Annotated in this window: 11 protein-coding genes; 8 read left to right on the top strand and 3 right to left on the bottom strand. The window is 65.2% G+C overall.

The window, feature by feature from the left end:
- Positions 1–286: 286 nt before the first annotated feature.
- Both corA and AB5Y51_RS03360 read left to right on the top strand, forming a co-directional pair.
- The gene (gene corA, locus AB5Y51_RS03355) at positions 287–1,234 is read left to right on the top strand and encodes a magnesium/cobalt transporter CorA (protein ID WP_005301617.1); all 948 of its coding nucleotides are present in this window, start codon (positions 287–289) and stop codon (positions 1,232–1,234) included.
- A gap of 144 nt (positions 1,235–1,378) precedes the next feature.
- The gene (locus AB5Y51_RS03360; protein ID WP_041215334.1) at positions 1,379–1,840 is read left to right on the top strand and encodes a DUF2919 domain-containing protein; all 462 of its coding nucleotides are present in this window, start codon (positions 1,379–1,381) and stop codon (positions 1,838–1,840) included.
- A 9-nt stretch (positions 1,841–1,849) separates the two neighbouring features.
- Here the strand turns inward: AB5Y51_RS03360 and AB5Y51_RS03365 are convergent, their stop codons facing one another.
- Complete coding sequence (locus tag AB5Y51_RS03365; protein WP_041215335.1) at positions 1,850–2,599, bottom strand: hypothetical protein; 750 nt, start codon at positions 2,597–2,599, stop codon at positions 1,850–1,852.
- Positions 2,600–2,814: 215 nt separating this feature from the next.
- Between AB5Y51_RS03365 and AB5Y51_RS03370 the strand changes: the two genes are divergently transcribed.
- From AB5Y51_RS03370 to AB5Y51_RS03390, 5 genes are all read left to right on the top strand, one after another.
- A complete protein-coding gene (locus AB5Y51_RS03370) occupies positions 2,815–4,050 on the top strand; it encodes an MFS transporter (protein ID WP_183148552.1) in 1,236 nt (411 codons plus the stop codon).
- A gap of 60 nt (positions 4,051–4,110) precedes the next feature.
- A complete protein-coding gene (locus AB5Y51_RS03375) occupies positions 4,111–6,084 on the top strand; it encodes a siderophore amonabactin TonB-dependent receptor (protein WP_010674445.1) in 1,974 nt (657 codons plus the stop codon).
- 78 nt (positions 6,085–6,162) lie between these two features.
- Positions 6,163–7,179 carry an amonabactin ABC transporter permease subunit 2 gene (locus AB5Y51_RS03380; RefSeq protein WP_010674444.1) on the top strand — a complete coding sequence of 339 codons (1,017 nt, stop codon included), beginning with the start codon at positions 6,163–6,165 and terminating at the stop codon, positions 7,177–7,179.
- A 12-nt stretch (positions 7,180–7,191) separates the two neighbouring features.
- A complete protein-coding gene (locus AB5Y51_RS03385; protein WP_368178057.1) occupies positions 7,192–8,241 on the top strand; it encodes an amonabactin ABC transporter permease subunit 1 in 1,050 nt (349 codons plus the stop codon).
- Positions 8,242–8,284: 43 nt separating this feature from the next.
- Positions 8,285–9,103 (top strand): amonabactin ABC transporter ATP-binding protein, encoded by an 819-nt coding sequence (locus AB5Y51_RS03390; protein WP_010674442.1) that lies wholly within the window; start codon positions 8,285–8,287, stop codon positions 9,101–9,103.
- 90 nt (positions 9,104–9,193) lie between these two features.
- Here AB5Y51_RS03390 and AB5Y51_RS03395 read toward each other — a convergent pair whose 3' ends face one another.
- Positions 9,194–9,925, bottom strand: a complete 732-nt coding sequence (locus tag AB5Y51_RS03395) for a 4'-phosphopantetheinyl transferase (RefSeq protein ID WP_368178058.1) — start codon at positions 9,923–9,925, stop codon at positions 9,194–9,196.
- Between the two features lie 185 nt (positions 9,926–10,110).
- On the opposite strand from AB5Y51_RS03395, the gene AB5Y51_RS03400 reads away from it, so the two are divergent.
- Entirely contained in the window at positions 10,111–11,049 is a 939-nt protein-coding gene (locus AB5Y51_RS03400) for an iron-siderophore ABC transporter substrate-binding protein (RefSeq protein WP_182934998.1), read from the top strand.
- An 84-nt stretch (positions 11,050–11,133) separates the two neighbouring features.
- Here the strand turns inward: AB5Y51_RS03400 and amoH are convergent.
- The coding region (amoH, locus tag AB5Y51_RS03405) for an amonabactin biosynthesis glycine adenylation protein AmoH (RefSeq protein WP_368178059.1) at positions 11,134–12,593 on the bottom strand (1,460 nt) is incomplete at its 5' end.

The following is a 12,593-nucleotide window of genomic DNA, read 5'->3' on the forward strand; positions in this document are numbered from 1 at the left end:
AGCCCGGGCCCTCCCCCACACCAGGGCGAACAAAGGAGGCGACGCCGGGATCGCCCGTTTCGGGGTCGCCACGGCTGATCCGACCTCGCCGCTTTTTTGAGCGAACAGGCTGAACCCCTGATGAATAGGCCCTGACAAGCGGGTCCCGCCCCTGTATAGTTCGCCGCATTCAGGTTGTCCATCGGCCTCGTTATGCTATTTCATGGGATCGCTTTCCGTGCGATCTAAGGCCGCATGAACCTGTGCAACCATCCCTGATTACCCATGACTTCTTAAGGGGGGACAGATGATCACCGCCTACATTCTCAACAACAAGGTGCTGGACATAGTCACGCTCGGGCCGGATGACATCGTTCCCGACAACACCGTCTGGCTGGATGCCTACAAGCCGGACACTGCGGAGCGAGAATGGTTGACGGGCCTGTTCCTGGAGGAGGTGCCGGACAAGGAGGAGCTCGATGACATCGAGGCATCCGCCCGCTTCTACTGGGACACCGATGGTCTGCACATCCACTCCCTGTTTCCCCAGCGCATCGGTCGCGACACCAAGGGGGTGCACGTCTCTTTTACCCTGCGCAACAACCTGCTGATCAGCATTCGCGAGGATGACATCGGCCTGGTGCGTCTGCTGCGCCACTACATGCGTCAGGACAGGCTGGAGGTCGAAGATGCCCTCGACATCCTGCTGGAGGTGCAGAACCTCAAGGTGGAGTACCTCTCGGATCTCATCGAGGATGGGTACAAGACCCTGGAGAACACCGCCGATCAGATCTTCGAGCCGGACCAGATCAACCCCATGCTCAAGGAGCTGATGGCCCAGGAAGAGGCCAACGGCCAGATCCGTCTCTCCCTGCACGATACCCGCCGCGCCCTGCGCTTCCTCAAACGCAGTCTGCGCCAGCGCATGACGGGAGAGCAGAACAAGTGGATCGACGAGATGCTGCACGACGTGGAATCCCTGCTGCCCCATACCCAGTTCCTGTTCGACAAGATCAACTTCCAGCTGGAGGCCTCCATGGGGGTGACCAATCTGGAGCAGAACAAGGTGATCAAGATCTTCTCGGTAGCCGCGGTGATCTTCCTGCCGCCGACGCTTATCGCCAGCATCTACGGCATGAACTTCGGCCGCATGCCGGAGCTCGCCTGGGAATACGGCTACCCCCTCTCTCTGGTGCTGATGGTGATGTCATCGCTGGGCACCGGTCTCTTCTTCAAGCGAAAAGGCTGGCTGTGACGCCGGAACCCGGCAACTAAAGACTGCGGATTGGGGGGCATGGCCCCCCGATTAATTCCCGGCCGTTGCCGGCCTTGCAATGGCCTGCCCTGTGCCCCATATCCCCTTCATCACTCGCACTGCATGAATGGATACCGGGCCACCATGACCCTCTACCCCGAACACCGTTACGACGATCACGGCCAGTTGCGCCCCCCGCTCTGGTTCTGGCCCATCGCCCTCTTGCTGACCCGCTCGGTCTGGCTGTTTCTGATGGCGGGGGTCACCCGGGAGAGTGGCAGCGCCATCCTGACCCTCTTCTACCCGGACAAGCTCACCCTCTATATCAGCCTGCTGACGGACGTGCCCGCCATGCTGGCGCTGCTCGCCTGCGGCGGCACCCATCGCCAGACCCACAGTGCCAGAGCCTGGCTCAGACGCCACAGCCCCTTGCTGCTGCTCTGCTCTGCCGTCAGTGGCCTGCTGATGCAACTGCACAGCCTCAATCTGCAGCAGTGGTCGTTCAACTGGTCCACCGCCCTGGTGCTGATCGCCAGCCTCTGGGCGCTCTGGTATCTGCTGAGAAGCCGCCAGTTGCGGGATTACGCCCTGGATCAGCCCCACTGACAGGCTGGTTCACTGGCGCGTGACCCGGATCTGCAGAGTCTGGCGCTCGCTGCCGCTGGCCCTGCCCATGCCTGATGGATTGGCGATCGCGGCCTCCCGGCTGCCTTGGGTTGTGGAAAGCTCCCCCACCGTCAGCCACTGGCCCGGGGCGCCGCTCACCTCGGTGGCACTCTGGCCGGTGTGTATGTTGCCCCGCTCCACTCTTGCCTGTTCACTGCTGAGGGCCACCTGCACCCTGTCCCCTATCAGGGTCGCGGTGGCGTAGAGACCGTTCATCAGCGGCATCATGCCCACCACCCTTCCCCCCTGCCACTGGTAAAAGGTGACCGGCTGATAGGACCCCATCTGCAACAACACGGGCCGCCCGGAGAGGCCACGCACCTGCCAGTTGTCACTCTGGCTGCGTTCATAGTGCCGGGCATCCCCCTCCAGCAGCCACTGCCGTTTGGCATCCAGGCCCAGCCCCACTCCGGCCTGCTGACTGCTGGAGGCGCCATCCACCCGCCACTCGATGAGCAGGCTTTGGGGCGGCTGGTTCACTTGCGCCAGGGTACGCTCGGCCTCCTGCAACTGGGCGGGGGTTCCGCTCAGTACCAGCTGGTTGCCCATGGCGCTCACCCCGAGATCCGGGTAGATCTCCTTGAGCGTCTGCACCGCGGCATCCGCCTCGAATACCGGTATGACCTTCACTTCGGCCCTCAGGGGCAATGCCAGCAACAGGCAGCACCCCAGCCCCCAATACCCTGATCCAGCGCGCATCTTCTCCTCCCGGCGTTCACCGCCACCCTCTCGCTTCCTGCCATCATGGTCCATGGCGCCTCGATTGCAACGGGCCTGGTATGCATCCCCACACAGAGGCACCAGATAAAGACTCGTTAAGATACCAATCAATACAAATAAAAATGGTTATCATTTGTTGTCACAACAAAAACCCTCGGATACAATTCGGACTCATTTTTTCGAGTCAGCCTCTGATGAAGCCAGAATCCGTCGCATCCACCCCTGCCGCCATCCACCTGGCGCTGCTCATCAACATGCTCTCCATGGGCTGCATGATGATGGTGATGCCCCTTGGCCCGGAACTGGTAACCCGCCTGGGGATGCTCCCGGAGCAGACAGGTTACTTCAGCGGCGGCGCCACCCTGGGCGCCGCCCTGCTGGGCCTCCTGGCCGCCCCCTGGCTCGATCGGGTCAACCGCAAACCCGCCCTGCTGGTACTGCTGGTCCTGCGCTTCCTGCTCTTGATGGCTTGCGCCCTGGCCGAGGATAGCCAGACCCTGCTGCTGATCTTTATCCTGTCCGGCTGCGTGGCCGGCCCCCTGGGGGCCATCCTGATGGCGGCGGTGCTGGATCTGGTACCGCCCGCCGAGCGGGGCCGCCGTCTCGCCTACGTGGGCATGGCGTTTTCCCTGGCCGCCATTCTGATCGTGCCCGCGGCCCTCGTGCTGGCCCAGTGGTCTGGCTGGCAGAGCCCCTTCCTCTTGTTCGGTGCTGGCGGCCTGCTGCTGGCCCTGCTGTGTGCCATCTGGCTGCCGTCCCTGCCGGTCAACCGGGCCCCGGCAGGCCAGGGGATGCGCCAGTTGCTGGGGTCACCGCTCTGCCAGGGAGCCCTTTTCATCCTCTGCCTGCAGATGTTCGGCCACTTCCTGCTCATTCCGCACTTTGCCAACTACTTCCAGTTCAACCTGGGTTTCCCGCGCGAGCAGATCGCCAGCCTCTATCTGTGCGGCGGCCTTGCCAGCATGGCCACCATGCGCCTGTGCGGCGGCTGGATCGATCAGGGCCGCGCCCAGGGCGCCATCCTGCTCACCAGCCTGGCCCTGGCCCTGATCACCCTGGTGGGCTTTGCCTTGCCGGCAGGCCTGCCTCTCTATCTGCTGTTCACCCTTTTCATGGCCCTGAGCTCCGCCCGTGCCAGCACCACCCTCGCGGTCACTGCGGCCATTCCGGCCCCCCATCAGCGCGCCGCCTTCATGTCTTTCCAGGGCTCGGTCACCAATGTGGCGGCGGGCCTCGGCAGCCTGCTCTCCGCCAGATATCTGGTCTCCGACGAGGGGGGCGCCCTGCACGGTTTCCCCACCCTGGCCTGGATCAACATTGCGTGCACCCTGGTGGCCTGCGCCGGTGTCTGGTTCCTCATCCGGGGCCTGAAGCGCACAAGAGATAACAATAATCCTGCCTCTGGCACCGCCAGACAAGGAAGTCAGTGAGCACCGGATCAGAAGAATCCGGACCCCATAACCTCAGTTATATCCATGGAGTTTTTGACAATGCAGTTGCAGCACGGCCTCTTTAAACTGAACCCCATTCTGCTCTCCCTTGGTCTGCTGGCCGTACCGGGCCTGGCCCAGGCCGAGTCCGTCAAGGCCAACGAGACGGTGGTGGTCACCGCCACCCAGACCAAGCACACCGAGCTGACCGCCCCGGCCAGCGTCTCCGTGGTCACCCGCGCCGATCTGGACAAGATGAACGTCAACAACATCGGCGATGCCCTCAAGCACGTTCCCGGTGTCAACATCATCGGCACCAACCCCACGGGTCGCAACGAGATCAAGATCCGCGGCATGGGCGGTGACTACACCCTGCTGCTGGTCAACGGCAAGCGGGTCAACGCCCGCGAGACCCTGGGCAGCTCCTTTGGCAACGACTTCGACTTAAGCTCCATCCCCATGGCCGCCATCGAGCGCATCGAGGTGATCCGCGGTCCCGTCTCCTCCCTGTACGGGGCCGATGCCCTCGGCGGCGTGGTCAACGTGATCCTGCGCCAGGCCAAGGAGAACACCGAAGCGGCCGTCGGCTACACCCACACCATGCCCACCAAGGGGGATGGCGGGGATGCCAACCAGGGTAGCGCCTTCGTCTCCGGCGCCCTGATCGACAACAAGCTGCTGGGCAGCGTGGTGGTGGAAGGCTATCAGCGGGATCGCTGGAAGAGCGAGCAGTCCAACAACCCGGATGCCGACGCCCTGGAGAAACGGGAAGTGGTCAACGTGCTCTCCAGCCTGAAGTGGCTGGTGGCCGACAACCAGGACATCGACTTCGATCTGGGTTACAACCAGAACGACATGGACAGCTACTTCAACAACGTGCCCCGTGCCCCGACCGCACCGGCCACCCCCCACAACGTGCAGAAACTCGATCGCCTGAGCCTGGGGCTGACCCACAACGGCCGTTGGGAACACTTCGACAGCCGCGCTCGTTACTACTTCGAGCAGACCGATCTGATGGATGACTCCCAGCTCAACGGTGGCGCCGCCGACATCACCCAGACCAACAACACGGTGGATGGCCAGTTGAGCGGCTACCTCGGGGATCACCTGCTGACCTCAGGTGCAGAGTTCCGCAAGACCGAGCTGGAGCACAGCCGCAGCATCCAGAACGGCAGCGTGGATGCGAGCCAGAGCGCTCTCTACCTGCAAGACGAGTTCGGCTTTGGGGATCTGGCCCTGACGCTCTCCGGCCGTCTGGATCACCACGAGACCTATGGCAACGAGTTCAGCCCCCGTGCCTACGCCCTCTACTCCCTGAGTGACGAGTGGGTGATCAAGGGCGGCGCCGGCAAGGCGTTCAAGGCCCCGACCCTGGCCCAGTCCAGCGAAGGGTTCGCCACCACCGCCTGCCGCGGCGCCTGCAAGGTGATAGGCAACCCGGATCTGAAGCCGGAAACCTCCGTCAGCTACGAGCTTGGCACCGCCTACAACGCCGATCGCTTCGGCGCAGGGGTGACCGGCTTCCACAACGAGATCGAGGATCTGATCCAGAGCGATCAGTGGGGCCCGGGCTACCGTCCGACCGTCATGACCTACCTCAACGTCAAGAAGGCCCGCATCAAGGGGCTGGAGCTGACCGGCTGGTTCGACGTGCTGGACAACGTGCAGCTGACCGGCAACCTGACCCTGCTGGACTCCGAAGACAAGAGCACGGGTGACGATCTGGCCAAGACCCCGGATCACACCGGCAACATCGGCCTGGACTGGAAGGCGAGCGACGTGGTCAGCGCCAACCTGGCCTGGCAGTATGTCGGCAGCCAGGTGATCAAGGTGCCGGCCCGCAACGCCCAGGCATTCACCTCCAAGCACTACCAGACCCTGGACGTGAACACCAAGTGGACCGTCACGCCGGCCCTGGACTTCAAGCTCGGCATCACCAACCTCACCAACACCCAGCGTGACGAGGTGGCGACCGACGCCGACTTCATCCTGGAAGGTCGCACCGTCTACGCAGGGGTCGATTACAAGCTGTAATCCATCCTGTCTGCGGGAGCCCCGGTCGCGGGGCTCCCTTTTTGCGTTTCTGCCTCCCCGAATTCAAGGAGTCATTGAGTGCTCAGATACCAAGCTCGGCTGTTCTGGCTCGGCGTGCTGCTCCTCTTCCTGCTGATTTGTCTGTCACTGGCCACCGGGGCCGGTGTCTATGGTGGCCGCGAGGTCGCCGGTTTCCTGATGGGCGATCCCGCCTTCGTGGCCGATGAAAAGCTCGCCATGATAGTCCATACCCTGCGCCTGCCCCGTACCCTGGCAGCCCTGGTGGTGGGGGCGTCACTCTCCCTGGCGGCCTCCATGCTGCAAAGTGCCACCCGCAACCCTCTGGCCGAACCCGGCCTGCTCGGGGTCAATGCCGGCGCCGTCTTTGCTCTGGTGATCGGCCTCACCTGGTTTGGCGTCGAATCCGCCTACGGGTATCTGCTCTGGTCCGGCATGGGGGCCCTGCTCGGCAACCTCATCGTGCTGGGCCTCGGCCTCATGGTGGGGCGCTCCAACCCCCTCAAGCTCATCCTGGTAGGGGTCGCCCTCTCCGCCACCTTCGGCGGTCTTTCCAACTTCCTGCTGCTCTCCAACCGGGTGGTGCTGGAGCAGTTCCGCTTCTGGAACTTAGGGTCCCTTGCCGCCTCCAGTCTGGAAGCGGTACTCACCGTGGTCCCCTTCGCCCTGGCCGCCCTGCTGCTGACCCTGGCGCTCTGTCGCCCTCTCACCCTGATGCAGATGGGGGATCACCAATCCAGGGCCCTCGGCATCCGCCCCACCCGGGTGCGGATCGGCGTGCTCCTGGCCGCAACGCTCTTCACCGCCTGCGCCATCGCCATTGCTGGTCCCATCGGCTTTGTCGGCTTCCTCGCCGCCTACTGCGCCCGCCTGGTGGAGCCGGTTCGCCTCGCCATCCAGGTGCGCTTCTCCGCCCTGTTCGGGGTGCTCTTTCTGCTCGGTGCCGATGTGCTGGCCCGCTGGCTTATCCAGCCCTACGAGCTGCCCAACGGCGTCATTCTGGCGCTCATCGGGGCGCCCGTGCTCATCCTGGTGGTGCGCAGCGGCGGCTTCCGCTCCCTGCTGGCCGTCAAATAAGGTGCAACGCCCATGAAAAACTCTCTCTCACTCCCGAGCGGCACCCTCTGCCTTCGCCTTGGCAGCCACACCCTGTTGCTGCACCGCCGCGCCTGGCTCATCACCCTGGGGCTCCTGGTCGCCCTCACCCTGCTCTCCCTGCTGGCCCTCACCCTGGGTTCCGGCAAGATCACCATGATGGGGGTGATCCAGACCCTGCTCGGGGAGGGAAGCCGACTTGATCAGGTGACCGTCTTCAAGATCCGCCTGCCGCGCCTGTTGGCGGTGCTGGTGGCCGGCGCCGCCATGGGACTCTCGGGCTGCCTGGTGCAGACCCTGGTGCGAAACCGCCTCGCCACCCCGGACATGATCGGGGTCAACGAGGGGGCATCCCTTGCCATCATCATCTTCTCTCTCTATCTGACCCTGGGCACCTGGCCCTGGTGGGCCGCCCCCTTCGGCGCCCTGCTTGCCGCCGTCGTGCTCTATGCCCTGTGCAACAAGCCGGGGGAGCAGGGCTACCTGTTCGTGGTGATCGGCATCGGGGTCTCGGAGCTGATGAACGCCCTCGGCCAGTTCGTCATGTCCACCCAGTCCCTGGTGCACCTCACCAGCCTCTATCTGTGGAACATGGGCAACTTCGTCGGTCAGGGCTATGGCACCCTGCTGCCGGTAAGCCTGCTGCTCCTGCTCATCTGTCCCTGGACCGTCTGTCTCTCCCGCTCCCTCGGCGTGCTGCGCCTGGGACCGGTGACGGCCAGCACCCTCGGGGTCAACGTGAACCGGGTCCAGCTCGGGGTGCTGGCCCAGGCCATCATCGTCGCAGCCCTTGGCACCGCCATCGGCGGCCCCGTGGTCTTCATTGCCATGGCGGCCCCCATCCTTGCCTCCTGGCTCAGCCGGGATCGCATCGTGCCGCTCTGGATTGCCGCCCTGTGCGGCGCCCTGATGCTGCTCGCAAGCGACACCCTGGTGCGGGTGCTGGCCAGCCCCCACGAGGTGGCCACCGGCATCATGACCCGCATTCTCGGCGGCCTGCTGCTGCTCTTCATCCTGCTCAAAGATCGCCAGAGGGCCGACTGACCATGGCATTCATCCATTTTCAATACAGACCGAGGGCCGCCCGATGACGCTCACCGTAAACCGACTCCAGTTCGGCTACCCGCAAAAGACCATCTTCAAGGAGATCTCCTTCTCCCTCCCCCGGGGCAAGCTGGTGGGGATCGTCGGCCCCAACGGCGGCGGCAAATCCACGCTGCTCAAGCTCCTTGCGGGACAGGAGCAGCCCCGGTCCGGGGAGATCCTGCTCAAGGAGAAGCCACTCGGTGCCTATGGCGCCAAAGCCCTGGCTCGGGAACTCGCCTATCTGCCCCAACGTCCCCTGGTCCCCCCCGGTATCCTGGTGGAGCAGCTGGTGCAATATGGCCGCCATCCCCATCAGGGCTGGTTCAATCAGTGGAGCGAGGAAGATGCTCGCATGGTGGACTGGGCCCGGGAGCGGATGCAGCTCGATGCCATCTGGCACCAGAGCGCCAGTTCGCTGTCCGGCGGTCAGGCCCAGCGGGTGTGGCTCGCCATGGTGCTGGCCCAGGATGCGGACATCATCTTGCTGGACGAGCCCACCAGCGCGCTGGACATCGGCCACCAGACCGAGGTGATGGAGGCCATCCATCGGGTCGCCGCCGAGGGCAAGACGGTGCTTATCGTCATCCACGATCTCGCCACCGCCGCCCGCTACTGCGACGAGCTGATTGCCCTGGGGGATGGCGCCATCCAGGCCATGGGCCCGGCCCGGGAGGTGGTGACCAAGCCCCTCATCGATCGCCTCTACCAGACCGATGTGGACATACTGCACGCCCCCGGCGACGGGGCCCCTGTCATCGTGCCCCGCCGACGGGCTGACGAAGTGCCTCGCCTGCGCGCCGACCATGGCGTGTCGGCCTGAGCCATACCCTGTGCCAGAGAAAGAAACCGCCTGATGGCGGTTTCTTTCTCTGGGCTTTGCGTTGGCGTTATCCGGGCGCTGGCATCGTGCTCACAGCAGCAAGACGGTGAGCACGCCCCCCGGCAGGGCTTGCCAGTGCAGGGTGCAGCGCCAGCCAGCTGGCAGGGCCGGCGTCAGCGGGCATTTGAGCTCCAGGGTGAGAGTCTGCGCCGTCATGGCGAGCCAGCGGGCATCGAGAAAGTCAAAGTAGCGCCCCACCCGGGGATAGAGCCCCTTGAAGAGGCTCTCCTTGGCGGAAAACACCAGGGTCACGCCCTCTGCCAGGCTCAGCTGGGCGTCGTGAACCCCCGCCTCCAGCCGTCCCCACTCCTCCCCATCCATGATGCCGGGCCAGAGCTGCGCCCCTTGGTCGCCATCGAGCCAGGCCTCCAGATCCAGCCCGATTCCCTCCTGGCCCGGACGCACCGCACACAGGGCCACCCCCTCTCCCGCCAGCCGGCTGTGGCTGATGCTCCCCTCCACCCCTTCAGGCCAGAGTGGCTCCCGGGCCGCTCCGATGGCCACGCTGCATCCTGCAAGACCGAAGGGACGCAGGGCCTCACGGGCTGCGAGACGCCCTGCCAGAAACTCCCCGAGGCGCTTGGGGGCAGCCCCCTGCAATGAAGCAGGCAGGATGATGCCCTGGGCCCCAAAGCACTCCGGCGAGAAGGCGGCGGGCTCAAAACAGACCCGATGAAGAGGCAGCGTCTCCAGGCCCGGCAGGCACAAGGTATCGGATTGACGGACAAAGGATCCATCGAGTGAGGGACAACGAGGCAACATGCAAGGCTCCTGACAGGGGCCTGCGATGGTACCAAAGCAAGCCGATGTCATGCCACAAATACAAATGACAACGCTTCTCACTTGCTTTGTGGTAGCATGTCCCCGCCCATTCGGGGCTGGCCGGGCGGCTCTCAGGCACTTTCCACAGACTCCGGCCCACCGATTTCACCCATAAGGATGTCACCATGAAGATCTTCTCCCCGCTGGCCACCTTGCTCATGCTGGCCAGCCTGACGGGCTTCCAGGCCCAGGCGGGCAGCCGCCAGGTCATCGATGCCAACGGCCAGCCCCAGAGCGTCCCCGATTCGCCCCGGCGGGTCGTCGTGTTGAGCGAACTCGATCTCGACAGCGCCCTGACTCTGGGGGTGCAGCCGGTGGGCACCGTCAATGGACGCGGCCAGTCCACCCTGCCCCGCTATCTGCTGGACAAGGCGGGCAAGGAGATCGCCGTGGTCGGGGATCTGGACAACCCCAATCTGGAGACCCTCATCGATCTGGAGCCGGACCTCATCCTCACCGGCCAGACCAAGCCCGAGCTCCTGGCCCTGCTCAAGGAGATCGCCCCCACCGTCGTCACCGGCAACTGGGGCGAGCCCTGGAAAACCGTGTTCGGTCGCAGTGCCGACGCGATGAACCGGGGGGCCGAGGCCAAGGCGTTCCTCACCCGGTATGAGGCCCGCCTGGCAGAGGCCCGCAGCAAGCTCGCCCAGCATCAGGGGGAACAGATGAGCATAGTGCGCTGGAACCCCAAGGGGCCGAGCTACATGCACGGCGGCACCTTTGCCAGCAGCGTGGTCACCGAGATGGGGCTCACCCGCCCCTCCCACCAGATTGGCGACAAGAGCCCCCACTCCCCGGCCCTGAGCCTCGAATCCCTCAACCTGCTGGACGGTGACTGGCTGGTGATCGGCACCCTCAGCACCAGCGGGGATGCGGTGGATGCCATGAAGCAGGCCGAGCAGACCCCGGCCTTCCAGCAGCTCGGCGCCATCAAGGGCAAGCGCTTCGGCGCCGTGGACGGGTCACTTTGGACCTCCACCGGCGGCCCCCAGGCGGCCCTCAAGGTGATCGACGACGTCGAGCGCCTGCTCACCAAGGCGGATGCCGCCCCCATCGCTCACTAAGCCCCCTCGGTTTACAGCCAACAAGAAGCCCGCATGATGCGGGCTTCTTTTTTATCCATCGCTCTTACCGTCCGGCAAGGCCGCCTACTCGGGCAAGGGCAGCGCCTTTCTGTCGAGCTTGCCGCTGCCGGTCTTGGGCAGGGCATCCAGCAGGATGAGCCGCGCCGGCACCATGTAGTGCGGCAGCGTCGCCTGCAGCCCCTTGCGCAGGGCGAGGCGATTAAGGGTCACCCCGCTTTTCGCCTCCACGTAGCCCACCAGCATGGCCTCGTTCCCCTCGCCCACCAGGCGCACAGCCGCCTCCTGCACCCCGGCCTGGCGGCGCAGTCCCGCCTCCACCTCGCCGAGCTCGATGCGAAAGCCCCGCAGCTTGACCTGATCGTCGCGCCGTCCCAGATAGAGGAAGCGGTCCGCCCCAAGGAGGCGCACCCGATCGCCAGTGCGATAGAGGCGATGGGTGGCAAGGCGCAGGAAGGCGGCGCTGGTCAAGGCAGGCTTGCGCCAGTACCCCTCGCACAGGGCCGGGCTCTCGATGCAGAGCTCGCCACACTCCCCCTCTGCCACCGGCTGCCCCGCCTCGTCCAGCACCCAGTGCCGATAGCCGGGCAGGCTGTGGCTGATGGTGATCTGGCCATCAGTCGGTGGCCAGCGCACCTCGCTCACCAGGGACCAGACGGTGGCCTCGGTCGGCCCGTAGCAGTTCCACAGTCGCCGGGTGCGGGCACAGAGCTGCTCGGCCAGACCTGGGTCCAGCGCTTCGCCGCCGCACAGGGCGGTGAGGGTATTGCGCCCCTGCCAGCCAGCCTTGAGCAGCATGCGCCAGCAGGCCGGGGTGGCCTGCAGCCAGTTGATGGAGGGGTCTGCCTCGAGCAGGGCCTGCATCCCCAGGGGATCCTTGTTGTGCTCGCCCCCGGCCACCGTCAGCCGGCCACCGCTCCAGAGCGGCCCCAGCATCTCCAGCAGGGAGATGTCGAAGGCCGGGGTGGTGATGAAGAGCCAGTGGCAGCTCGGTGATAATCCAAGCCGCTCGCGGATCCCATCGAGGAAGCAGAGCAGGGCCCGCCGGCTGATGACCACCCCCTTGGGCTCGCCGGTGGAGCCCGAGGTGAACATCATGTAGGCAGCCAGGGCATCATTCACCTGGGGCCAGGAGACGGGCCCTGCCGCTGCCGGCCCGTCGAGGGTACGCAGCGGACAACCGAAGGCGGGAGCCGGTCTGTCGCCGTCGCAGATCACCGCCGACAGGCGCGCCTGGCGGGCGATCCCCTGCAGTCGTTCCACCGGAAAATCCGGTTCAAGGGGCACGAAGGTGAGACCGAGGCGCAGGCAGGCCAGCAGGCTGGCCACCAGATCGGGGCCGCGGGAGAGATAGAGGCCAACCCGCTCCCCCACAGCCAGCCCCTGCAATCGGGCGGCAATCTCGCCGACCCTGACATTGAGCGCGCCGTAGCTGAGCCACTGCTCACCTGATCCGCCCTCACTGATGCCAGCCACGCCCATGCGGATGGCGGGGGCCAGCGGGCTGGCGGCCAGACAGGCCGCCA

The organism is Aeromonas sp. R7-1 (assembly GCF_040908115.1).
GTDB lineage: Bacteria > Pseudomonadota > Gammaproteobacteria > Enterobacterales > Aeromonadaceae > Aeromonas > Aeromonas caviae.